Source organism: Kitasatospora sp. RG8, assembly GCF_017813315.1.
GTDB lineage: Bacteria > Actinomycetota > Actinomycetes > Streptomycetales > Streptomycetaceae > Kitasatospora.
Map to the genome: position 1 here is coordinate 21,932 of NZ_JAGIYX010000036.1, position 23,681 is coordinate 45,612.

The window sequence follows — 23,681 nt, forward strand, 5'->3', positions numbered from 1 at the left end:
GCGCCGCCCGAGCCGCCCGGGGTGCCGCCCTACCAGCGGCTGACCGTCGGCCCCGCGGTGAGCCGGCCGGCCAGCCCGGCCAGCCGGCCGAGTGCCGAGCGGCGGGCCGGCGGTTCCCCGGCGGCCACGCTGACCAGGTGCTGGGCGAGGTCGAACGGCTCCTCCTCGGCGGTCCCGACGACCAGCCGCTCGTGCGCCAGGCCCGCCAGGTCCGTCCGGCCGGCGGCGCCGTCCAGGGCGAGCACCGTCGCCCCGCCGCGCCGGGCGTCCTGCACCCGCTCCAGCAGGCCCTCGCCGGCCGCCGCCGGGGCCACCACCAACACGGTGGCCCTGCGCCCGGCCTCGGCCAGCCGCCGCAGGCCGTGCGCCAGGTGTGCCGGGGCCTCGGCGGGCACCCGGTGCCGCAGCAGGGTCGGGGCCAGCCGGGGGACGTCCGACCAGGCCGCCTCGTCCGCCAGGTGGGCGGCCAGGTGCCAGGGCTCGTACGCCTCGGTGCCGACCAGCAGCAGCCCGTCCGCACCCCGCCGGCCGACGGCGTGCCGCAGCGAGCCGGCGAAGCCGCCGACCGCCTCCAGCCAGCCCGAACCGGCCAGCCGCTCCCGGAGTGCCGAAACTCTCACCACGTCCATGGGGCACAGAATGTCGCGGCGGGCCGGGCGTTTGGCAGGATCGGCCCATGACTTCCCTCGATTCAGCGACAAACCCGGCCCACGAGCTGCCGGACGTCTCGCAGCTGGTGGTCGGTGTCCTCGGCGGCACCGGCGACCAGGGGCGGGGGCTCGCCCTGCGGCTGGCCAAGGCCGGCCAGCAGGTGATCATCGGTTCGCGCGACGCCTCCCGCGCCGAGGCCTCGGCGGCCGCGATCGGCCTCGGCGTGCGCGGCGCCGACAACGCGGCCACCGCGCGGGAGAGCGACATCGTGATCGTCGCCGTCCCGTGGGACGGCCACGCCGCCACCCTCTCCGCCCTGCGCGAGGAGCTGGCCGGCAAGATCGTGGTGGACTGCGTCAACCCGCTCGGCTTCGACAAGCAGGGCGCGTACGCGCTGGTGCCGGAGGAGGGCAGCGCCGCCCAGCAGGCCGCCGCCCTGCTGCCGGACTCCCGGGTCACCGCGGCCTTCCACCACCTCTCGGCGGTGCTGCTCCAGGACGAGGCCGTCGAGCGGATCGACACCGACGTGATGGTGCTCGGCGACGAGCGCGCCGCCACCGACGTGGTGCAGGCGCTGGCCGGCCGGATCCCGGGGATGCGCGGCATCTTCGCCGGCCGGCTGCGCAACGCCCACCAGGTGGAGTCGCTGGTCGCCAACCTGATCTCGGTCAACCGCCGCTACAAGGCCCACGCGGGCCTGCGGATCACCGACGTCTGAGACGTCCGGGCCGTGCGCCCGGCGGCCGGTGCGGACGCGCCGGGCGCCGGGCGCCCCCCTGGACCGGCTCCCGGGGTGAGGTCGGCGACAATGGGTGCCGACCGTCAGCCCGCGCTAGGAGCCCCCGCCATGCCCCGCACGTCCCTCTTCGCCTCGATCGTCGTCGTCCTCGCGCTGGCCGCCGCCGTGGTCTCCGTGGTGCAGGGCTGGTGGGTGGGGCTGATCTGGATCCCGATGGCGGGCATCGCCAGCAACGTCCTCTGGATGGACCTGCGCCGCGAGAAGCTGGCGAAGGCCAGGGCCGAGCGGGCCCAGAGCGCCGCCTAGGCCCCCCGTCCTTCCGTTCCTAGTTCTTCCAGAAGGAGAACAGGTACCGGCCGAGCGTCGCGTAGTCGGCGTCCGCGCCGAACAGGCCCATCAGCCCGTACACCGCGTCGAAGAAGAACCGGTTCACCTCGGGCTGCCAGAGCAGCGCGAAGACCGCCAGCATCCCGTACGGGGCGAACGGCTCGACCGCGCGCCGGGTCTTGTACGACAGCCAGGGCTCGATGATCCCGTAGCCGTCCAGGCCGGGCACCGGCAGCAGGTTCAGCAGGGCCGCGCTCAGCTGGAGCAGCCCGAGGAACCCGAGCGCGCCGGAGAACGGCGAGACGCTCAGCTCGTAGCCGTTCCACTGCGCGTGCACGGACGGGTCGTCCAGCCACCCCGCGCCGATCGGGATCAGCAGCAGGGCCGCGCAGACCAGGTTCACCAGCGGGCCGGCCGCCGAGATCAGGCTGTGCTTGAGCCGACCGCTGATCCGGTGGCGCTCGATCCAGACCGAGCCGCCGGGCAGGCCGATGCCGCCGAGGATCACGAACACGATCGGCAGCACGAAGCTGAGCAGGACGTTGGTGTACTTGAGCGGGTTGAGCGTCAGGTAGCCCTTGGCGCCGACGGTGAGGTCGCCGCCGTGCAGCGCGGTGCGGGCGTGCGCGTACTCGTGCAGGCAGAGCGAGACCATCCAGCCCGCGACCACGAACAGGAACACCCCGAACGAGGCGTTGCCGTACCCGGAGTACACCGCCCAGCCGGACGTGGCCAGTATCGCGAGCAGCACCCAGAACACCGGGCTGATCCGGCGGTCCTCGCTGCGCGAGCGCTGCGTTGCGGCGAAGGTCATGGTGTGGGTGCTCCGGGTGTCTGGGGTGCGGGGGTCGGGGCTGCGGGCAGGGACCGATCATGCCGGGCGGGTCCGTCGCCGGACAAGCCGTCCAGGGTGAACGTACGACGACCGGGCCCCGGTTCCGTGCCCGGGCCGCGGACTCCGCGGACGGCGCGGACAATTGTGCGCGGCGGCGGCGGCCATCGACCAGAATGGGCCGGTGCACTACGGCATCCTCGGAACCACCACGGCCCACCACGACGACGGCTCCCCCGTCCCGCTCGGCGGGGCCCGCCTGCGGGCGCTGCTCGCCGCGCTGGTCCTGCGGCAGGGGCGGCCGGTCCCGGCCGACCTCCTGGTGGACGAGGTGTGGGACACCGAGCCGCCGCAGGACGCCGCCGCCGCCCTGCAGACCCTGGTCGGCCGGCTGCGCCGCACCATCGGCCGCGACCGGGTCGGCTCCGGCCCGGCCGGCTACTGGCTGACCGAGCCGCGCACCGACCTCGGCGATTTCCAGCGCCTCGCCGGCGAGGGGCGCCGCGCGCTGGAGGACGCCGACCACGCGCTGGCCGCCGAGCGACTGCGCGCCGCCCTGGCCCTGTGGCGCGGCCCGGCCCTCGCCGACCTGCCCGACCGCAGCGGCCCCGCCATCCGGCTGGAGGCCCAGCGGGACGAGGCCCGCCGGCACCGGATCACCGCGGACCTCGGCCTCGGCCGGGCCGCCGAGCTGGTCGCCGAACTCGCCGAGCTCTGCGAACGGCAGCCGCTGGACGAGCCCCTGCAGTACCTGATGGTCCGGGCGTTGCACGAGAGCGGCCGCACCGCCGAGGCGCTGCGCCACTACGAGCGGAGCAGGCGCGCCCTTGCGGACGAGCTCGGCGTCGACCCGGGACGCCAACTCCAGGCCCTGCACGCCGAACTGCTGGCCCCCGCCGAGGCGGTCGAGCCGGTCGCGCGCGAGCGGGCCCAGCCGGCGGCCCCCCGGCCGCCGGCCTCCCAGCCGCCACGGCCGCCGGCCTCCCAGTCGCCCCGCAGCGCGGGCAACCTGCGCGGCCGGCTGACCAGTTTCGTCGGCCGGGAGGGCGATCTCGCCTCCCTGCGCACCGCCCTGACCGGCAGTCGGCTGGTCACCCTGACCGGGCCCGGCGGCTCGGGCAAGACCAGGCTCTCGGTCGAGGCCGGCCGCGCCGAACAGGGCGCCGGGAGCTGGCCGGACGGCGTCTGGCTGGCCGAACTCGCCCCGCTGGAGAGCGCGGCCGCCGTCCCGGCCGCCGTGGTGTCCGCGCTCGGCCTGCGCGAGACCGTGCTGCACACCGGCGGCATGGTCGCCGACGTGATCGAGACCCGCACCGAGGACCCGCTGCGCCGACTGGTCGAGCACTGCGGCCACCGCCGGATGCTGATCGTCCTGGACAACTGCGAGCACCTGATCCAGGCCGCTGCCGACCTCGCCGACCAGCTGCTCGCCGAGTGCCCCGGCCTCACCGTCCTCGCCACCAGCCGCGAACCGCTCGGCGTGCCCGGCGAGACCGTCCTGCCGGTCGAGCCGCTGCCGGACCCGGTGGCGCTGCGCCTGCTCGCCGAGCGCGCCGCCTCCGCCAGTCCCGGCTTCGACCCGCAGGGCGACCCGGAGGCGTGCGCCGAGATCTGCCGCCGCCTCGACGGCCTGCCGCTCGCCATCGAACTGGCCGCCGCCAGGCTGCGGGTGATGACGGCCCGCCAGATCGCCGACCGCCTGGACAGCCGCTTCGCGCTGCTCACCGGCGGAAGCCGCACCCTTCTGCCGCGCCAGCAGACCCTGCGGGCGGTCGTCGACTGGAGCTGGGACCTCCTCGGCAAGCGAGAACGGGCGGTGCTGCGGCGGCTGTCGGTGTTCGCCGGCGGCTGGACGCTGGAGGACGCCGAGTCGATCTGCGCCGACGACACCGAGGTGCCCCGCGAGGAGGTCGCCGACCAGCTGCTGTCGCTGGTCGACAAGTCGCTGCTGGTGGCCGACCTGGGCACGGACGGCCCGCCGCGCTACCGGATGCTGGAGACCATCCACGAGTACGCCGAGGAGCGGCTGGCCGCGGCGGCCGAGCGGGCCGAGACCGAGCGCCGCCACGTCGAGCACTTCCGGGAGCTGGTCCGCACCGCCGACCTGCACGTCCACGGCCCGGAGCAGCTGAACTGGCTGGCGGTGCTGGAGCGGGAGCAGGACAACATCCGGGCCGCGCTGCGCCGGGCGGTGGACGGCCGGGAGGAGCAGGAGGGGCTGGCCCTCGCGCTCGGCATGAGCTGGTACTGGTCGCTGCGCGGCTTCAGCCTGGAGGCGCGCGGCTGGTACGAGGCGGTGGCCGCGCTCGGACCGGACCCGTTCGACCCGGACGGCCCGCCGCCGGAGCCGCTGGAGCGGCACGTGCTGGAGTACGGCCTGCCGATGCCGCCCGGGGTGGTGGCGGAGGCCCGCCGGCAGATGGCGCTGTACCGGCTGGTCGGGCTCTTCGAGGGCAACCTCGACGTGCTGGCCGACGAGGAGGCGACGCGCCTCTCCCGGCAGCTGTTGGAGGCCTACACCCCGGACCTTCCGCAGAGCTACCGGTTCCCGGGGCTGATGAGGGCGTTCGGGGCGTTCCTGGCGGGCCGGCTGGAGATCATGCGGGACCTGCTGGACGACGCGGTGGAGGGCTGCCGCCGCCACGGGGACGCCACCGACCTCGCGTTCATCCTGCAGATCCGGGCCAAGATGATGAACGACTGGCCCGGCGGCCTGGAGCAGTCGGTCCGCGACGGCGAGGAGTCGCTGGAGCTGTTCCGCCGTTCGGGCGACCGCTGGGGGATGTCCCAGGCGTACGCGGCCCACGGCGAGTCGATGGCCAATCAGGGCCGGGCCGAGGAGGCCGTCAACGCGTACCAGCGGGCGATCGAGCTGGCGGAGGAGCTCGGCGCCCCGCAGGAGGTGCCGATGCTGCGCGTCAACCTCGGCAACTCGCTGCTCGCCCGCGACCCCGTCGAGGGGGAGCGGCAGATCCGCGAGGCGCTGGCCGAGGCGGACCCGGACGAGAGCCAGGCGGCCAACGGCGCGGTGCTCTTCGGGCATCTGGTCCTCTGCGGGATCCACGCCCAGCGGGGCGAGTACGACGCCGCCCTGGCCGAGCTGGACCAGCTGAACTGGAACCGGGCGGGCTTCTTCGCCCCCGGCCTGGTCGGCGGGATGCTGACGGTCACCCGGGGCTGGGTCATGGCGCAGGCCGGGGACCCGGAGCGGGGGCGGGAGGTGGTCAACGAGGGCCGGCGGCTGCTGCACACGGTGCCGGACGCCGCGAGCGGGTTCGCCGATCAGATGTCGATCATGATGGTGCCGGCGGCGGCCGGGGTGCTGCGGGCGTTCGCCGAGCGTGACGGCGACCTCGACGCGGCCCGCCGGGCGGCGGTCCTGCTCGGCGCGCACGCGGGGCTGAACGGACCCAAGGGCGGCGGCTACCTGGAGCGCGTCGAGCGCGAGACCGCCGAGGCGCGCCTGCGCGGCCTGCTCGGTGACGAGGCGTACGAGGAGGCCGCCGCGGAGGGCGCGGCCAGGGCGGCCGGCCGGGTCGTGGACCTGCTCGACCTGATGAACGAATGACCGGCCGGCCCGCCTCGTCCCCTGAGGCGGGCCGGCCGGTGGCCGGGTGGCCCGTGGTGCTGCCGGGCCGGGGCCGGGCTCAGGTCCGCTTGCGGAACCGGGCCACGGCGAGCGGGGCGAAGACCGCGGTGATGCCCACCGACCAGCCCAGCACGATCAGCACCGGGTGGGCCAGCGCACCCTCGCCGTTGAGCAGCGCCCGGCAGGCGTCGGCCAGCGCCGAGAGCGGGTTGACCTTGGTGAAGGACTGCAGCCAGCCGGGCATGGTGTCGGTCGGCGCGAAGATCGAGCTGCCGAACTGCATCGGCATCAGGACGAGCATCGAAACCCCCTGGACGGCCTGGGCGCTGCTCAGCGCCATGCCGAGCAGCATCGAGATCCAGACGATCGACATGCCGAACACCAGGGAGAGGCCGACGGCCGCCAGCACCTCCAGCGGTCCCGTCTTCACCTCGAAGCCGAGGATCAGCGCGAAGCCGATCAGGATGGTGAAGGAGACCAGTGCCCGGCAGGTCTCCGCGACGATCTTGGAGAGCAGGACGGAGGCCCGGCCGATCGGCAGGGTCCGGAACCGGTCCATCACCCCGGTCTGGAAGTCGCTGTTCAGGCCGGTGCCGACGGCCATCGCCAGGGTGAGGCCGGTCTGCCCGAGCAGGCCGGGAATCATGTACTGCTTGTAGGCGTCCTGGCCGCCGGAGATGGCGCCGCCGAAGACGTAGACGAAGAGCACGGTGAAGATGACCGGCATCAGCACCGCGTCGAACATCGACTCCGGGTCCGCCTTGATCCGCATCAGGTTGCGGCGGGTCAGCGCGCCGATGTGGCGCAGCGTGCCGGACAGGCCGATCCGGGTGTCCTCCACCCGGGCGGGCGCGACGGTTGCGGTGGTCATGCGACGGGCTCCTTGGCGAGGCTGGGGGCGCTGTCCGCGGGGGCGGCGGACTTGCCGGTGATGGCGAGGAAGACCTCGTCCAGGCTGGGCACCTTGGTGTCGATGCCGGCGATGGCGAAGCCGCGGGTGCCGAGCACCCCGACCACGGCCGTCAGCTGGTCCTCGCCGGTGATCGGTACCGACAGCTGTCCGGTGTCGGCGGAGAAGGTGGCCTCGGCGATCCCGGTGTCGTGCAGGCAGCGTGCCATCTCGGGCAGTTCGGCGCCGTGGGCCGGGCGGACCTGGAGGGTCTGGCCGCCGACCTGGGCCTTGAGTTCGGCCACCTTCCCGGCGGCGATCACCCGGCCCCGGTCGATGACGGTCAGCTCGTCGGCGAGCTGCTCCGCCTCCTCCATGTACTGGGTGGTGAGCAGCACCGTGGAGCCCTCGGCGACCATCCGCTGCACCTCGTCCCAGACCTCGTTGCGGGTGCGCGGGTCCAGGCCGGTGGTGGGCTCGTCCAGGTAGAGGACCCGGGGGCGGCCGATCATGGAGGCGGCGAGGTCGAGCCGGCGGCGCATGCCGCCGGAGTAGGTCTTCGCGACGCGCTTGGAGGCCTCGGTGAGCGAGAACCGCTCCAGCAGTTCGGCGGCGCGGGCCTTGGCGTCCTTGCGGGAGAGGTCGAGCAGCCGGCCGATCAGGTAGAGGTTCTCGTAGCCGGAGAGCATCTCGTCGACGGAGGCGTACTGGCCGGTGAGGCCGATGGTGCGGCGCAGCTGCTTGGGCTGGCGCAGCACGTCGTAGCCGCCGACGAAGGCGGTGCCGGCGTCCGGCTTGATCAGCGTGGAGAGGACGCGGACGAGCGTCGTCTTGCCCGCGCCGTTGGGGCCGAGCACACCGAGCACGGTGCCCTCGCGGACCGTGAGGTCGACCCCGTCGAGCGCCTTGGTGGCGCCGTAGTGCTTGACGATGCCGCGGACCTCCACGGCGTTGCCCGCGGCGGGCCCCCGGTCGTTCGGGGTGGTGGCGATTCGTGTCATGCCCCCAGGCTGTCCGGCCCGGCTGTCAGCGGGCTGTCACCGTCCGGCCGCCGCCGGGGGGCCGCTGTCATCCCGCTGTCGTGCCGCTGACAGCGGGCTGACGGCGGCTGACGGCGGCCGTTCCGGGCGGTGGGGGCCGGTGCGGCCGGGGGCGGGGGCCGGGTGTGAGTTGCCCCGGGCAGGGCAGGGCAGGGCAGGCCAGGGCTGAGTCGGGCAGGCCGAAGGCCCCGCTCCCGGCCGGGGAGCGGGGCCCTGGCCCTGCGTCAGTGGAAGGTGTGCTCGGGCGCCGGGAAGGCGCCGGACTGCACGTCGTCGGCGAACGCGCGGGCGGCCTCGCCGAGCACGGCCCGCAGGTTGGCGTACTGCTTGACGAACTTCGGCACCCGGCCGGCGGTCATGCCCGCGAAGTCCGTCCAGACCAGGACCTGGGCGTCGCAGTCGACGCCCGCGCCGATGCCGACGGTGGGGACGGCCAGCTGTTCGGTCACCTGGGCGGCCAGCTCGGCGGGCACGGCCTCCAGGACGACGGCGAAGGCGCCCGCCTGCTGGACGGCCTTGGCGTCGCGCAGCAGCTGGTGCGCCGCCTCGTCGCCGCGGCCCTGGACGGGGTAGCCGCCGAGGGCGTGCACGGACTGCGGGGTGAGGCCGATGTGCGCCATCACCGGGATGCCTGCCTCGACCAGCAGCTCGATCGAGCGGGCGCTGCGCTCGCCGCCCTCCAGCTTGACCGCGCCGACCCCGGCCTCCTTCATCAGCCGGGCGGCGTTGTGCATGGCCTGCGCGGGGGACTCCTGGTAGGAGCCGAACGGCAGGTCGGCCACGATCATGGCCCGCTTGGTGCCGCGGACGACGGCGGCGGAGAGCATCACCATCTGATCCATGGTCACCGGCACGGTGGTCTCGTAGCCGAGGTGGCAGTTGCCCGCCGAGTCGCCCACCAGCAGGACGGGGGTGCCGGCCTCGTCGAAGACGCCCGCGGTGAGGGCGTCGTAGGCGGTGAGCATCGACCACTTCTCGCCGCGCTGCTTGGCGGCGGCGAGGTCGCGAACGGTGACGCGGCGGTTGGTGACCCCGCCGTAGAGCGTGGCGGTCGACGCCTGGTTCTGGGCAGGCGAAGGCGAAGAAGCGTTCATCGAACAGGCTCCTGAAGGGTTGTCGTCTCGTGGCGCCGTGTGGCGTCCCCGGATCACCTCCATGCTTGCACGCCCCGGCACGCGCGCAAAGGGGCTTGCCGCGGGTGGGGTGCGATCTGCGGCACACCGGGCCGGGCGGGCGGTGTCCGGCAGGCCCTTTGCCCGAACTTTACGAAACGGGCTCGTCTCGTATCGAAAATCGCGCTACGCTGGCCGAGGGGGTTACGAGACGCTTGCGACTCGGAATTACCCGCCAGTGACACGCCACCACGGACGGGAACCGTAATGACCACCGCAGCCGCGCCACCTCGCGTGCCGGAAGCCATCCATCGCCGGCGCTGGGCGATCCTGGGCACCCTCGTGCTCGCCCTGCTCGTCGTCGTCCTCGACAACTCGATCCTCAACGTCGCGATGAAGACCATCGCGGCCCCCGCGCCGACCGGGCTCGGCGCCAGCCAGAGCGATCTGGAATGGTCGATCAACTCGTACACCCTGGTCTTCGCCGGGCTGCTCTTCACGGCCGGCCTGTTCGGCGACCGCTTCGGCCGCAAGCGCTCCCTGCTGGCCGGCATGGTGGTCTTCGGCATAGCCTCGCTGCTCTCCGCGATGGCGGCCTCGCCGGGTGAACTCATCGGCTACCGCGCCCTGATGGGCGTCGGCGGCGCGCTGGCGATGCCCGCGACGCTGGCCATCATCATGAACGTCTTCGAGCGCTCCGAGCAGCCCAAGGCGATCGGCATCTGGGCCGGCGCGGTCGGCCTGGCCATCGCCATCGGCCCGATCACCGGCGGCCTGCTGATCGAGCACTTCTGGTGGGGCTCGGTCTTCCTGGTCAACGTGCCGATCGTGATCGTCGCGGTGATCGCGATGGTGGTGCTGGTGCCCGAGTCGAAGGACCCGAACCCGGGCAAGCTCGACCCGGTCGGCGTGCTGCTCTCGATCATCGGCCTGGTCGCGCTGATCTACGGCATCATCAAGGGCGGCGAGCTGGCCGACTTCACCGACGCCGGGGCCTGGGTGCCGATGCTGGTCGGCGTGGTGGCACTGGTCGCGTTCGTCTGGTTCGAGCGCCGCGCCGCGCACCCCGCGCTGGACGTCAGCTGGTTCCGCAACAAGGTGTTCAGCGCCTCCGTGGTCGTCGTCGGCGTGGTCTTCTTCGCGCTGATGGGCGTCTCCTTCTTCGGCGTCTTCTACACCCAGAGCGTGCGCGGCTACAGCGCCCTCCAGGCCGGTGTGCTGATGCTGCCGCTGGCCGTCGCCCAGCTGATGTTCGCGCCCCGGGCCCGGCTGGTGGTCGACCGCTTCGGCGTCGCCGCCACCTGTGCCGGCGGCATGGTCCTGATCGCGGTCGGCTTCCTCGGCTACCTGCTGCTGGACGCGACGACCCCGATCTGGATCCTGGTGGTGCTGGGCTTCCTGATGGGTGCCGGCATGGCGCACGTCATGCCGCCGGTGACCGTCGCCATCATGGGCTCGCTGCCGCGGGAGAAGGCCGGCGCGGGCTCGGCCGTCAACAACACCTTCCGGCAGGTCGGCGGCTCGCTCGGGGTCGCCGTGCTCGGCGCGGTGCTCTCCACCGTCTACCGCGACGGCATGGCCGACAAGCTGGACCAGCTGCCGACCGAGGCGCTGCGCGAGAAGGCGGGGGAGTCCCTGGAGGCCACCCTGGCCGTCGCCGACCGGCTCGGCCCGCAGGGCGCCGCGCTGGTCGGGCCGGCGCACGACTCCTTCATCAACGCCATGCACGTGGTGGCCGGGCTCTCCGCCGGCATCACCGCGGTCGGCGCGTTGCTCGCCTGGTTCCTGCTCCCCGGCAGGCTCCCGGCGGGCGGCCCCGGCGCCGCGCCGGGCGCCACGCCCGCCCCCGAGGCGGCGGCCGGTGCCGCAGGCCCGGCGCGCGAGTCCGAGGTCGCCGGCACCTGACCCGGCCGCAGGCTTCTGACCTGCGGCTGAGCTGAGCGACAATAGGGCCCTGCCCGTCCGGCCGCGGCCGGACGGGCAGGGCCGTCGTCCGTACCGGGGTACTCACCGGCCCCGGAGGGCGGACGACAATTGGAGTGGGAACGGCGCCTCGCGCCCGTGAGCATCCAGGGAGAAGAGCGGGGATGAAGACGGACACCACGGCCGTGCCGGACTGCACCGGTCCGCGTCGGGGCCGCCCGCGCAGCGAGGCGGCCGAGCAGGCCATCTTCGCCGCCGTCGAGGAACTCATGGCGGGCGGCACCAGCCTGCCCGAGCTGACCATCGAGGGAATCGCCACCGCGGCCGGCGTCGGCAAGGCCACCATCTACCGGCGCTGGTCCAACAAGGAGGCCCTGCTGATCGACATGGTCAGCCGGTTGGAGGCCCCCGTCCCCGAGGCCACCGGCGACTCGGCCCGGGACGATCTGGTCGCGATGCTCGAGTACATGCGCATCCGCGGCCTCGCCAAGCGCTCCCGCTGGGTGCTCAAGGCCGCGCTCGGCCAGATGCACAGCTGGCCCGAGCTGCACGCCGCCTACCGCGAGCGCGTGATCATGCCGCGTCGGCGGATGGCGCGCGAGGTGATCCGGCGCGGCGTCGTCGAGGGCGAGCTCCGCGCCGACCTCGACGAGGAGCTGCTCGCCGACCTGCTGCTCGGTCCGATCCTCGCCCGCAGCGTGCTCTGGGAGGACTCCGACCTGGAGGACCCGGACCTGGCCACGCGGATGGTCGACGCGCTGCTCCAGGGTCTGGCGGGGCCGGCCGCCCGGGGCTGAGCCACCCCGTTCCGGACTCCTTCGTTCCGGAACGAGCGCTTCCGGCCCCCGCGGCGCCGTTCCGGCGTGGCCTGGCTCACCAAACCGGGCCACGCCGGAACCCGCTCCACCGGCCCCGCGTCTGTCCCGGCATAGGCTGAGCCGGGAATCCGATCAAACCGGCACCAGTCCGGCACGTGCCCGCCCACCGGCGGCGTCGGGCGCCGGACCGGCAGGCGGGACGAAGGACGGGAGCCACGGCATGGCGCAGGCGGACAGGGCGGACCGGACGGCGGCACCGGTGGCGGGGGGCAGCGGCCCGGCCACCGGCGGGGCCGACGCCCGCCCTGACGGCCCCGGCGGCCCGGCGGACCCGTCCGGCCCGGTCAACCCGGCGAGGCCGGGCGACGCCGTCGATCCGGTCGACCCGAGGAGCCAGGTGGGTCCGGCGGATCCGGTGGGCCGGGTGGACCCGGCAGGACCGGAACGCCCCGGCGGCCAGGTGGTCCCGGCAGGCCTCGCCGGCCCGGCAGGCGCTGCGGGCCGGGAAATCCCCGCCGGCCCGGAGATCCCCGCAGGCCAGGCAATCCCCGCCGACCCCGGGATCCCCGAAGACCAGGCAATCCCGGCCGGCCCGGCCGGCCCGGACGCCCCCGGGCCGTCCGGCGCGGGCTTCCTGGGCCTGCGCCGCTGGGGCCGGGACGGCCGGGGCAGCACCACCTGGCGTCGCGGCCTGGTCGTCGCCGCCCTCGCCCTGCTCACCGCGGCCCTGCTGGCCTTCCACTCCGAGGTGCCCAACAACGTCGGCAACCTCGGCAGCCTGCTGGAGACCTTCCTGCCCTGGCTCGGCCTGGCCGTCCCGGTGCTGCTGGTCCCCGCCCTGCTGCGCCGCTCCGCGACCGCGCTGGTCGCGCTGCTGCTGCCGGTGCTGATCTGGTTCAACATGTTCGGCGGCCTGCTCGGCGACAAGAGCGGCGGCACCGGCGACTGGACGGTCGTCAGCCACAACGTGGCCGCCGCCAACACCGACCCGCAGAGCACGGTGAAGCTGCTGAAGGAGTCCGGGGCGCAGATCGTCGCCCTGCAGGAGCTGGCCGGCAAGCCGCTGCGCGGCTACGAGTCCGGCCTGGCCGACGCCTACCCGTACCACGTGGTGGAGGGCACCGTCGGCCTCTGGTCGAAGTACCCGGTCAGCGGGGTCTCGGTGGTGGACATCAAGATGGGCTGGACGCGGGCCTTCCGCGCCCAGGTCGCCACCCCGCAGGGGCCGGTCGCGGTGTACGTCGCGCACCTGCCGTCGGTCCGGCTGAAGGCCGAGGGCGGCTTCACCGTCAAACAGCGGGACGCCAGCGCGCAGGCCCTGGGCGACGCCATCGAGGCCGAGCCGCTGAAGAAGGTGCTGCTGCTCGGCGACCTCAACGGCACCATGAACGACCGCAGCCTCGCGCCGGTCACCTCGCAGATGCGCTCGGCCCAGGGCGCGGCCGGCGACGGCTTCGGCTTCAGCTGGCCGGCGTCCTTCCCGATGGCCCGGATCGACCAGATCATGAGCAAGGGCGGCCTCCGGCCCACCGACTCCCGCACGCTGGGCCGGGACGGCAGCGACCACCTCGCGGTGGCCGCCACCTACCGCTACCAGTAGCGGCCGGCCCCGGCCGGGGTCAGCCCCGGCGCCACCGGTTGGTGATCGGGAGGCGGCGGTCCCGGCCGAAGCCCTTGACCGAGATCTTCGGGCCCGGCGGGTACTGCCGCCGCTTGTACTCGGCCGTGTCGACCAGGCGCACGACCCGGTCCACCACCGCCGGGTCGAAGCCGGCCGCCACGATCGCGTCCCGGCCGTGGTCGCCCTCGACGTAGAGGTCGAGCACCGTGTCCAGCAGGTCGTAGTCGGGCAGCGAGTCGGTGTCCTTCTGGTCCGGCCGGAGCTCGGCGGACGGCGGCTTGCTGATGGTGTTCTCGGGGATCGGTGGCACCTCGCCGCGCCGCTCGGCCTCCTCGTTGCGCCAGCGGGCGAGGCGGAAGATGAGCGACTTGTAGACGTCCTTGATCGGCCCGAACGCGCCGACCGAGTCGCCGTACAGGGTGGAGTAGCCGACCGCCAGCTCGCTCTTGTTGCCGGGCGCGAGCACGATGTGCCCCTCCTGGTTGGAGATCGCCATCAGCAGCGTGCCGCGCAGCCGGGACTGCAGGTTCTCCTCGGCCAGGCCGGTCAGCTCGGTGGCCGCCAGGTAGGCGTCGAACATCGGGGCGATCGACACCGTTCGGAAGTGCAGCCCGGTGCGGCGGGCCAGCTCGGCGGCGTCGTCGCGGGAGTGCTGCGAGGAGTAGCGGCTCGGCATGGAGACGCAGTACACGTTCTCGGCGCCGATCGCGTCCACGGCGATGGACGCCACGAGGGCCGAGTCGATGCCGCCGGAGAGGCCGATCAGGACCGAGCGGAAGCCGTTCTTGCGCACGTACGCCTGGGTGCCGGAGACCAGCGCGGCCCAGATCTCGGCCTCGTCCGAGACGCGGGGGGCCACCTCGGCGCGCACCGGTTCGGCGGGCGCCGGAAGCGGCTCGCCCCCCAGCTCGGTGCGGACCAGGCGCAGGCCGTCGCTGAGCAGCAGCCCGTCGGTGTGGTCGCTGCTCGCGGCCGGCAGCTCCAGGTCGAGGACGAGCAGGTGCTCCTCGAACTGCGGGGAGCGGCCCAGCACCTCGCCGTCCGCGCCGACCACGATCGAGTCGCCGTCGAAGACCAGCTCGTCCTGGGCGCCGACCATGTTGACGTACGCCAGCGGGCAGCCCGCCTCCGCGGCACGGCGCTGCACCAGCTCCAGCCGGGCGTCGTCCTTGTTCCGCTCGTACGGCGAGCCGTTGATCACCAGCAGCAGGCCGGCCTCGGCCTCGCGGGCGGCGGTGACCCGGCCGCCGTCCTGCCAGATGTCCTCGCAGATCGCCAGGGCGACGTCCACCCCGTTCAGCCGCAGCACCGGCAGCTGGTCGCCGGGGACGAACCAGCGGTACTCGTCGAACACGCCGTAGTTGGGCAGGTGGTGCTTGGCGAACCGGGTGACGACCTCGCCCTGGTACAGCACGGCCGCGCAGTTCTGCGGGGAGCCGGCCGGGCGGCCGAACCGCGGCGAGGCCTGCTCGGAGCGGCCGAGGTAGCCGACCACCACCGGAAGCCCGCCCAACCCCTCGGCCGCCAGCCGGCCGGCCAGCTCGACCAGCGCGGACCGGGAGGCCTCGACGAAGGAACGGCGCAGGGCGAGGTCCTCGACCGGGTACCCGGTCAGGGCCATCTCGGGGAACGCGACCAGCTGGGCGCCGGCCTCGGCGGCCCGCTTGGTCCAGTGCACCACCTCATCGCTGTTGCGTGCGATGTCACCGACCCAGGGGTCGGTCTGGCTGAGGGCGAGACGGAGATTGGGCATGCTTCGGAGTGTAATCGTCTATCTGACGCAATGTCTCGGCCGGGGGTCGCCACTGCCCTCATGGCCGGTGATCCGCCATGATGGGGGCAGTCGCTCTCGAGTGGTTTCCGGGCGTAACACGAACGTAAAGAGCAGAGGTGAGACTGTCCCCATGGGCAAGCAGCAGGAGTTCGTGCTTCGGACGCTCGAAGAGCGTGACATCCGTTTCGTCCGGCTGTGGTTCACCGACGTGCTCGGGTTCCTGAAGTCGGTCGCGGTGGCGCCGGCGGAGCTGGAGCAGGCCTTCGAGGAGGGCATCGGCTTCGACGGCTCGGCGATCGAGGGCTTCGCCCGGGTCTACGAGTCCGACATGATCGCCAAGCCGGACCCGACCACCTTCCAGATCCTCCCCTGGCGCTCGGAGACGCCCGGCACGGCCCGGATGTTCTGCGACATCCTGATGCCGGACGGCTCGCCCTCCTTCGCCGACCCGCGGTTCGTGCTGAAGCGGACCCTGGAGAAGGCGTCCGACCTGGGCTTCACCTTCTACACCCACCCCGAGATCGAGTTCTTCCTGCTGAAGAACCTGCCCGGCGACGGCACCCCGCCGATCCCCGCCGACCAGTCCGGCTACTTCGACCACACCCCGCGCGGGGTGGGCCACGACTTCCGCCGCCAGGCGATCACCATGCTGGAGTCGATGGGCATCTCGGTGGAGTTCTCCCACCACGAGGGCGCCCCCGGCCAGCAGGAGATCGACCTGCGCTACGCCGACGCGCTCTCCACCGCCGACAACATCATGACCTTCCGCCTGGTCATGAAGGAGGTCGCGCTGGAGCAGGGCGTGCACGCCAGCTTCATGCCGAAGCCGTTCTCCGACCACCCCGGTTCCGGCATGCACACCCACCTCTCGCTGTTCGAGGGCGACCGCAACGCCTTCCACGAGTCCGGCGCCGAGTACCAGCTCTCCAAGGTCGGCCGCTCCTTCATCGCCGGCCTGCTGAAGTACGCGGCCGAGACCGCCGCCGTCACCAACCAGTGGGTGAACTCCTACAAGCGGATCTGGGGCGGCTCCCAGCGCACCGCCGGCGCCGGCGGCGAGGCCCCCTCCTACATCTGCTGGGGCCACAACAACCGCTCCGCCCTGATCCGCGTGCCGATGTACAAGCCCGGCAAGCAGGGCTCCACCCGGATCGAGGTCCGCTCCCTCGACACCGGCTGCAACCCCTACCTCGCCTACGCCGTCACCCTCGCCGCCGGCCTCAAGGGCATCGAGGAGGGCCTCGAACTCCCCCCGGGCGCCGACGACGACGTCTGGGCGCTCACCGACTCCGAGCGCCGCGCCCTCGGCATCCAGCCGATGCCGCAGAACCTCGGCGAGGCCATCGACCTGATGCAGCGCAGCGAGCTGGTCGCCGAGACCCTCGGCGAGCACGTGTTCGACTTCTTCCTCCGCAACAAGCGCCAGGAGTGGGAGGAGTACCGCTCCGAGGTCACCCCGTTCGAGCTGCGGAAGAACCTCCAGGTGCTCTGACGTTTCGTCAACTTCCTTGCGGGCCTGCTCCGGTCGGAGCAGGCCCGCGCTGTTCGTGCCGGGGGTTTCGGCACCCCGGGTGCCGTCGGCGGGTGCGGGTCGCGGGGTGGGGTGCACGGCTCGGCCGGCGTCCTCCGCGCACGCTAATTCCTTGGGCCAATGTGATTACTCTGCAGCGGTGCGAACCGTGGCGGGTGATGGAGGGGCGTATTCAGAAGATCCGTTTTGCGGATCATCCTGGAGTGTCATGCGTACTCGAATCAGCACCCTGGTCCTGTCCGGACTGGCCTCGGCCGCCCTCGTGTGGGGCGCCGGCTCCACGGCCTACGCGTCGCCCCTCGTCGACCACGGCGCAGCCACCGAAACGGCCGAGGCGAAGGGGGGGTGGGTCGACAGCCTCCTGCGCCAGGCGGCGGAGGGCAGCGGCTCCGCCGACGGCGTCTGGACCTTCACCGGCCGCAGCAGCCTCTACTCTGCGCCGGTGGTACGTCCGGCCCACCGGAGCGAGGCCGACGCCACCGGGGTCGACGGCATGGAGTCCGAGGCCACCGAGGTCGAGGCCACGGAGGCCGACGGCTGGGCGCCCGACTTCGCGGAGCGGGTCGCCGCCGCAGTTCCCGGGAAGGACGCATCGGTGGAGCCGGGCGCGGCCGGCCCCGAACGCGGTCAGCCGGCGGTCCAGCCGGCGGTGCCCAAGCCGCAGGAGGGGCACGCTCAGCCGGCGGTCCAGCCGGCGGTCCAGCCGGCGGTGCCCAAGCCGCAGGAGGGGCACGCTCAGCCGGCGGTCCAGCCGGCGGTGCCCAAGCCGCAGGAGGGGCACCCGGCCGGTGGTGGTGAGCACTGCGAGGAGGAGGGGCACGGCCACCCCGGCGATCACGGTTCCCCCGGCTGCGACTGCTCGCCCGGCGGTCACGGTGGTCACGGCGGCCACGAGGACCATGGCGGTCACGAGGGGCACGAGGGTCACGGCGGTCACGAGGGCCATGGCGGTCACGAGGGGCACGGCGGCCAGGACCAGGGCCAGAGCAACGAGCAGCACCAGGGTCAGGGCCAGGCGCAGGACCAGAGCCAAGGCCAGGGCCAGGACCAGCACGTCAACGTCACCGTCGTGGTGAAGAACAACGTCGTCAACCACCTCGACAACAGCGCGAACAACAGTGCCACCAGCAAGGCGAACAACTGGGCGAAGAACAGCCAGAGCCAGAGCAACCACCAGGCCGCGCAGAACGTGAACAAGGTCAAGTTCGTGGCGAAGGAGGGGGCGCCGTCCAAGCCGGGCCACTCCGGCGGTCACACCTACGAGGGCAAGCCCCCGCAGCACGGTGGGGGCGAGCAGCACCACTCCGGGTCCCACGACCACGGTGAGCTGGCCGAGACGGGCAGCGAGGGGATGCCGGTCCTGGCCGGCTTCTCGGCCGCCCTCCTCGCCGCGGGCGCGGCGGCGATGCGGCTCGGCCGACGGCGGTCCTGACCGGAGGTGTCCCCCGGAGAGCGGGGTGGCGTCGTACGGGCCGCCCCGCCCGGCTGTCCGGCGGGTGCCGTCCCGGCCGTCCGACGGCCGGGACGGCTGAAGCGGACCGGGCGAGGCACCGGGCTCCGGGGCGGTGCGAGTATCCGGACGGGTGAAGGGTGGCGGCCGGCCTGCGGTCGGCGGCCACCCTTCACCTCGTCGAGGGATACCGCTCCCGCAGCCCGGGCGGCGGCGTACGGTCCGGGTCCACCGGCTGCTCCCGGACCGGGCTTGCCCCAGACGGCCATCCGCTACAGCGACGTGTAGACCGGGGTGCAGGTCGTCAGGGTGATGTAGCGGCCCGGCCCGGTGCACGGGGGCCGGTGGGCACCGGGGCGATGACACCGGTGTCGTACCTGGAGGTCTGGGGCAGTCGTCCGGTAGCCGCTGCCCATGGCAGGCACGTGCAGGAAGCCGATTCCGCCGTCCGCCGCGTACGGGGGCGGGGCGGGGGTGCCCGCGGTGCCGGCCAGTGGGGCCGCCCGGGCCGTCTGGGCCGCCGACGACCAGTGCCGACGCAGGTCGTCGGCGGCCGCGTCCGCGTGCCGGGCGGCCGTGAGGTCCGTCCACCACAGCGAGTGGAGAACCAGCAGGGCGAGCGGCAGGCCGGTGGTGAACAGCAGGTCGCCGATCACGCCGGCCGCGACCCGGAGGGGGCGTCGGCGCGGGGCGGGCGCCTCGGCCGGTCGCTCGGTCGCCATGGCTCGTCCTTCGATCGGGAGCGGGGGAGGAAGGGCGCCGGTCCGGAGAGCGGTGTCCGGCGCCGGTGCCGTGCCGTCGGGCGGGCGGGGACACCCCGTCGCGGGCAGGGGCCGGAGCGGGCGGCGCCGGGGGTCGACGTCGAGGGCGTCCGGGCCGGCATGGGCGTACTTCACCGCGTCCTCGAACGGCCGGGCAGGCCGATACGCCACGTCACCGGCCGGGGCCCCTTCGGCCGGTCCGGGCGGGGCCGGTCCGTGGTCAAGCCCGGCGCGGCACCGTGGGGGCGCGTAACCTGCTGAGCGGACGGATGGAGGGGCCATGGCGGTGGAGGAACAGCGGGCCGGGAGCCGGGTGAGCCGGCCGGAGATCCGGCTGGTCCGGCGCGGGTTCACCGATCCGGCGCAGGCCGTCCGCCTGCTGGCCGGGCCGGGCCTGGAGGGACTGGCCGACGACCCGGTGCTGCTGGACGCCCTGGGGGCCACCGCCGACCCAGACCTCGCCCTGCTGGGCCTGGGCCGCCTGCTGGAGGCCGCCGACGAGCCGGACCGGCACACCCTGCGCGACACCCTGACCACCTCCAAGCCGCTGCGCGACCGGCTGCTCGGCGTGCTCGGCGCGTCCACCGCGCTCGCCGACCACCTGGCCCGGCACCCGCACGACTGGCACGCCCTGGTCACCTTCGAGCTGCGCGACATGCACCCCGGCCCGGACGACTTCCGGCGCGCGCTCCACCAGGGCGTGTGGGAGAGCGGGGCCGGCAACCGGGCGGACGCGCTGCGGGTCGCCTACCGCCGCTGCCTGCTCGCCATCGCCGCCCGCGACCTCACCGGCACCACCGACCTCGCGCAGACCGCCGCCGAACTCGCCGACCTGGCCGGCGCGACCCTGCAGACCGCCCTGGACATCGCCGCGGAACAGGACGAGGCGGCCGCCCGGGCCTGCCGCCTCGCCGTCATCGGCATGGGCAAGTGCGGCGGACGCGAGCTGAACTACGTCTCCGACGTGGACGTGATCTTCGTCGCCGAGCCGCAGGAGGGCGTCGACGAGCACGAGGCGCTCAAGGCCGCCACCCGGCTCGCCGCCGCGCTCACCCGGCTCTGCGGCGACACCACCGGCGAGGGCACCATCTGGCCGGTGGACGCCAACCTGCGCCCGGAGGGCCGCAACGGCCCGCTGGTCCGCACCCTGGCCAGCCACCAGGCGTACTACCAGCGGTGGGCCAAGACCTGGGAGTTCCAGGCCCTGCTCAAGGCCCGCCCGGTGGCCGGGGACGCCGAGCTGGGCGCCGCCTACCTGGCCGCGCTGGAGCCGATGGTCTGGCAGGCCGCGGCCCGGGAGAACTTCGTCGCCGACGTCCAGCAGATGCGCCGCCGGGTGATCGACTCCATCCCGCACACCGAACTGGACCGCCAGCTCAAGCTCGGCCCGGGCGGGCTGCGCGACGTCGAGTTCTCCGTCCAGCTGCTCCAGCTCGTGCACGGCCGCACCGACCCGGCGCTGCGCAGCGGCAACACCCTGGAGGCGCTCGCCGCGCTCTCCCGCGGCGGCTACGTCGGCAGGGCCGACGCCGCCTCGCTCGACGCGGCCTACCGCTTCCTGCGCTCGCTGGAGCACCGCATCCAGCTGCACCGGCTGCGCCGCACCCACCTGATGCCCACGCGCGCGGAGGACCTCCGCCGGCTGGCCCGTTCACTCGCCCCGCTGATCAACGACGACACCCGGGCCGACCCGGTCGCCGCCCTCCAGCGGGAGTGGAAGCGGCACGCCGTGGAGGTCCGCCGGCTGCACGAGAAGCTGTTCTACCGGCCGCTGCTGGACGCCGTCGCCGAACTGCCGCCCGGCGCGGCCGGCCTCACCGCGGACGCCGCCCGTGCCCGGCTGGAGGCGCTCGGTTACGCCGACCCGGCCGCCGCGCTGCGCCACCTCACCGCGCTGGCCTCCGGCGTCAGCCGCAAGGCGGCCATCCAGCGCACCCTGCTCCCGGTGCTGCTCGGCTGGTTCGCCGACTCCGCGGACCCGGACGCCGGGCTGCTCAACTTCCGGCAGGTCTCCGACGCGCTCGGCCGCACCCCCTGGTACCTGCGGCTGCTGCGCGACGAGAGCGCCGCCGCCGAGCAGCTCGCCCGGGTGCTCTCGGCCGGGCGGCTCGCTCCCGACCTGTTGCTGCGGGCCCCCGAGGCGGTGGCCATGCTGGGCGACCCGCACGGCCTGGTGCCGCGCGGCCGGGCCGCGCTGGAGCAGGAGATACTGGCCGCCGTCGGGCGGGCCGACAGCGCCGGGGCGGCGGTCGCCGCCGCCCGGTCGGTGCGCCGCCGCGAGCTGTTCCGTACCGCTGCGGCCGACGTGCTCGGCCGTTTCGGCGACGACCCCGCCGAGTCGCTGGACACCGCCGGGGAGGCGCTCACCGCCCTGAACGCCGCCACCCTGCAGGGCGCGCTGCGGGCCTGCATCGCCGGCTGGGAGGCGAGCAACGGCGGTCTGCCGACCCGGATCGCGGTGATCGCGATGGGCCGGTTCGGCGGGCACGAGCTCGGCTACGGCTCCGACGCGGACGTGCTCTTCGTCCACGAGCCGCTGCTCGGTTCGCTGGAGCACGACGCGGCGAAGGCCGCCCAGGCGGTCTGCCACGAGCTGCGCTCGCTGCTGGCCGCGCCGTCCACCGAGCCGCCGCTGGAAGTCGACGCGGACCTGCGCCCGGAGGGCCGGAACGGGCCGCTGGTGCGCACCCTGGCGTCGTACACGGCGTACTACCGGCGCTGGTCGCACGCGTGGGAGAGCCAGGCGCTGCTGCGTGCCGAGCCGGTGGCCGGGGACGCGGACCTGGGCACGCGGTTCCGGCAGCTGATCGACCCGCTGCGCTACCCGGGCACCGGGGTGCCGGAGCGGGACGTGGTGGAGATCCGGCGGATCAAGGCCCGGATCGAGGCCGAGCGGCTGCCGCGCGGGGCCGACCCGACCACCCACACCAAGATCGGCCGGGGCGGGCTGGCGGACGTCGAGTGGACCGTCCAGCTGCTCCAGCTCCAGCACGGGCACGAGCTGCCGGGCCTGCGGACGACCCGGACCAGGGCGGCGCTGGCCGCGGCGGTCGAGGGCGGGCTGGTCGGGGCGGAGGACGCGGCGGTGCTGGACGCCGCCTGGGTGCTGGCCTCGCGGGTGCGTTCCGCGGTGATGCTGGTGCGCGGGAGGCCGGGGGACAGCTTCCCCGGGGACGCCCGGGAGCTGGCCGGGGTGGCGCGCTACCTCGGCTACGGCGCCGGGCACAGCGGCGAGCTGGTGGACGACTACCGGCGCACCACCCGGCGGGCCCGGGCGGTGGTGGAGCGACTGTTCTACGGGTGAGGCGGGCCCGCGGGAGGCACGCGAAAGGGGCCCCGACCGGGGCCCCTCTCGTCGTTCACGCGCTCAGCGGCGGGCGGTGCTCACCGCCGGTTCGCTCCACTGCTCGGGGACGGTGACCGGCTCCTCCGCCGTCTCCCGGGCGGGCACCTGGGGGAGCCTGTAGACCCAGTCGTGGTAGAGCCAGCGGGCGGTGAGGAAGCCCACCAGGAGGCAGATCTCGCCGCCGACGGCGTCCATCCAGAAGTGGTTGGCGGTGGAGACGATCACGATCAGGGTGGCCGCCGGGTAGAGCAGGCCGAGCACCCGGACCCAGGTGCGGCGGGCCAGGAAGAAGAGGGTCAGACCGCACCACATCGACCAGCCGATGTGCATCGAGGGCATCGCCGCGAACTGGTTGGAGACGTGCGTGGCGGGTCCGGAGGCCATCGAGCCCCAGGTGCCGTGCGTCTTCACGGTGTCGATGAAGCCGCCGTCGGTCATCAGCCGGGGAGGTGCCAGCGGGAAGGAGTAGAAGCCGACCAGCGCGATGGCGGTGGTGACGAAGAGCACCGTGCGCACCGCGACGTAGCGGCCCGGGTGCCGGCGGTAGAGCCAGACCAGCACGCCGATGGTCACAATGAAGTGCAGCGTCGCGTAGTAGTAGTTCATCCCGGTGATGAGCCACCCGATGCCGTCGATCCCGTGGTTGATCGAGCGCTCGACGGCGATCCCGAGGGACTTTTCGAGGTCCCAGATCCACGACGCGTGCTTCTGGGCTATCGACTCCTGCTCGGGGACGGCGTTGCGCACGAGGGAGTACAGCCAGTAGCTGATCCCGATGAGGGCCAGCTCGAACCAGATCCGCGGCCGGGCCGGGGAACGCCGCTGGTCGCGGATGCGGCTGCGGAGCGCCGCCGAGCGCGACTGGGCCGCGCGGGTGGCTCCTTCGGGCATCCGGCCGGGCGCGGCAGGGGCCGGTCCGGAACCACCGTCGCGCGCCGCGTCGGCGTCTGCGGCGCCAGGCTGCTGGATCTCAGTAGGTTCCCCCATGACCGAGAAGTCTGCCAGACGTCCCGTAGCCGTCTGCTCATCCTGTGGAAGTGGATTCTTCATCGGCTGTCCCCCTTGAGGGTTAGGGGGTTTCTCCCACCGGGGTAGGGGGTGAGGCTGGATCTGGTGCAAACCGGTGGAACGGGCATACGTCCCATTGTCACGCCGGGTGGACGGGCCGGCGCAATCGGGGGTCGGGGCAGCGGCACGACGGGCGGATTTTCCCCGGAGGAAACGGTTTCTGCATCTTGCTGAAACATATTGCAGGCCGCTAGCGTCCTGGCAACTCGA

At 73.8% G+C, this 23,681-nt stretch carries 17 protein-coding genes; 9 read left to right on the top strand and 8 right to left on the bottom strand.

All coding sequences use genetic code 11. From position 1 onward, the window contains the following. Positions 1-29 precede the first annotated feature (29 nt). Complete coding sequence (locus J5Y04_RS35350; protein WP_209416628.1) at positions 30-629, bottom strand: hypothetical protein; 600 nt, start codon at positions 627-629, stop codon at positions 30-32. A gap of 47 nt (positions 630-676) precedes the next feature. Here J5Y04_RS35350 and npdG point away from each other — a divergent pair, with 47 nt between their 5' ends. Together npdG and J5Y04_RS35360 are read left to right on the top strand one after the other, a co-directional pair. Further along, on the top strand, positions 677-1,369 hold the full coding sequence (gene npdG, locus J5Y04_RS35355) for an NADPH-dependent F420 reductase (RefSeq protein ID WP_209416629.1): 693 nt from the start codon (positions 677-679) through the stop codon (positions 1,367-1,369). A gap of 129 nt (positions 1,370-1,498) precedes the next feature. Further along, a complete protein-coding gene (locus tag J5Y04_RS35360; protein ID WP_148645392.1) occupies positions 1,499-1,696 on the top strand; it encodes a hypothetical protein in 198 nt (65 codons plus the stop codon). Positions 1,697-1,715: 19 nt separating this feature from the next. On the opposite strand, the gene J5Y04_RS35365 is transcribed toward J5Y04_RS35360, so the two are convergent. Continuing rightward, on the bottom strand, positions 1,716-2,531 hold the full coding sequence (locus J5Y04_RS35365; protein WP_209416630.1) for a site-2 protease family protein: 816 nt from the start codon (positions 2,529-2,531) through the stop codon (positions 1,716-1,718). A 202-nt stretch (positions 2,532-2,733) separates the two neighbouring features. On the opposite strand from J5Y04_RS35365, the gene J5Y04_RS35370 reads away from it, so the two are divergent. Next, positions 2,734-6,117, top strand: coding sequence for a BTAD domain-containing putative transcriptional regulator (locus J5Y04_RS35370; RefSeq protein ID WP_209416631.1), 3,384 nt, complete (start codon positions 2,734-2,736; stop codon positions 6,115-6,117). Between the two features lie 79 nt (positions 6,118-6,196). Here J5Y04_RS35370 and J5Y04_RS35375 read toward each other — a convergent pair whose 3' ends face one another. From J5Y04_RS35375 to panB, 3 genes are all read right to left on the bottom strand, one after another. Further along, positions 6,197-7,009, bottom strand: a complete 813-nt coding sequence (locus J5Y04_RS35375; RefSeq protein WP_209416632.1) for an ABC transporter permease — start codon at positions 7,007-7,009, stop codon at positions 6,197-6,199. Further along, on the bottom strand, positions 7,006-8,028 hold the full coding sequence (locus J5Y04_RS35380) for an ATP-binding cassette domain-containing protein (protein WP_209416633.1): 1,023 nt from the start codon (positions 8,026-8,028) through the stop codon (positions 7,006-7,008). The genes J5Y04_RS35375 and J5Y04_RS35380 overlap by 4 nt, the downstream gene beginning before the upstream one ends. A gap of 263 nt (positions 8,029-8,291) precedes the next feature. Then, on the bottom strand, positions 8,292-9,161 hold the full coding sequence (gene panB, locus J5Y04_RS35385) for a 3-methyl-2-oxobutanoate hydroxymethyltransferase (protein ID WP_148645397.1): 870 nt from the start codon (positions 9,159-9,161) through the stop codon (positions 8,292-8,294). 285 nt (positions 9,162-9,446) lie between these two features. Between panB and J5Y04_RS35390 the strand changes: the two genes are divergently transcribed. The 3 genes from J5Y04_RS35390 (at position 9,447) to J5Y04_RS35400 (ending at position 13,520) form a co-directional block, all read left to right on the top strand. Next, on the top strand, positions 9,447-11,084 hold the full coding sequence (locus J5Y04_RS35390) for an MFS transporter (protein ID WP_209416634.1): 1,638 nt from the start codon (positions 9,447-9,449) through the stop codon (positions 11,082-11,084). Between the two features lie 182 nt (positions 11,085-11,266). Then, positions 11,267-11,899 (top strand): TetR/AcrR family transcriptional regulator, encoded by a 633-nt coding sequence (locus J5Y04_RS35395; RefSeq protein WP_209416635.1) that lies wholly within the window; start codon positions 11,267-11,269, stop codon positions 11,897-11,899. A gap of 661 nt (positions 11,900-12,560) precedes the next feature. Next, positions 12,561-13,520 carry an endonuclease/exonuclease/phosphatase family protein gene (locus J5Y04_RS35400; RefSeq protein WP_374106179.1) on the top strand — a complete coding sequence of 320 codons (960 nt, stop codon included), beginning with the start codon at positions 12,561-12,563 and terminating at the stop codon, positions 13,518-13,520. Positions 13,521-13,539: 19 nt separating this feature from the next. Here J5Y04_RS35400 and J5Y04_RS35405 read toward each other — a convergent pair whose 3' ends face one another. Beyond that, positions 13,540-15,294, bottom strand: a complete 1,755-nt coding sequence (locus J5Y04_RS35405) for an NAD+ synthase (protein WP_209416636.1) — start codon at positions 15,292-15,294, stop codon at positions 13,540-13,542. A gap of 151 nt (positions 15,295-15,445) precedes the next feature. Between J5Y04_RS35405 and J5Y04_RS35410 the strand changes: the two genes are divergently transcribed. Together J5Y04_RS35410 and J5Y04_RS35415 are read left to right on the top strand one after the other, a co-directional pair. Beyond that, entirely contained in the window at positions 15,446-16,807 is a 1,362-nt protein-coding gene (locus J5Y04_RS35410) for a glutamine synthetase family protein (RefSeq protein ID WP_209416637.1), read from the top strand. 247 nt (positions 16,808-17,054) lie between these two features. Then, positions 17,055-18,278: an LAETG motif-containing sortase-dependent surface protein gene (locus tag J5Y04_RS35415; RefSeq protein WP_209416638.1), complete on the top strand. Its 1,224-nt coding sequence runs from the start codon at positions 17,055-17,057 to the stop codon at positions 18,276-18,278. Positions 18,279-18,568: 290 nt separating this feature from the next. On the opposite strand, the gene J5Y04_RS35420 is transcribed toward J5Y04_RS35415, so the two are convergent. Next, entirely contained in the window at positions 18,569-19,018 is a 450-nt protein-coding gene (locus J5Y04_RS35420; RefSeq protein WP_245206110.1) for a hypothetical protein, read from the bottom strand. A 319-nt stretch (positions 19,019-19,337) separates the two neighbouring features. Between J5Y04_RS35420 and J5Y04_RS35425 the strand changes: the two genes are divergently transcribed. Then, the gene (locus J5Y04_RS35425) at positions 19,338-22,361 is read left to right on the top strand and encodes a bifunctional [glutamine synthetase] adenylyltransferase/[glutamine synthetase]-adenylyl-L-tyrosine phosphorylase (RefSeq protein WP_209416639.1); all 3,024 of its coding nucleotides are present in this window, start codon (positions 19,338-19,340) and stop codon (positions 22,359-22,361) included. Between the two features lie 63 nt (positions 22,362-22,424). Here J5Y04_RS35425 and J5Y04_RS35430 read toward each other — a convergent pair whose 3' ends face one another. Then, positions 22,425-23,390: a phosphatase PAP2 family protein gene (locus J5Y04_RS35430; protein WP_209416640.1), complete on the bottom strand. Its 966-nt coding sequence runs from the start codon at positions 23,388-23,390 to the stop codon at positions 22,425-22,427. Positions 23,391-23,681: the final 291 nt, after the last annotated feature.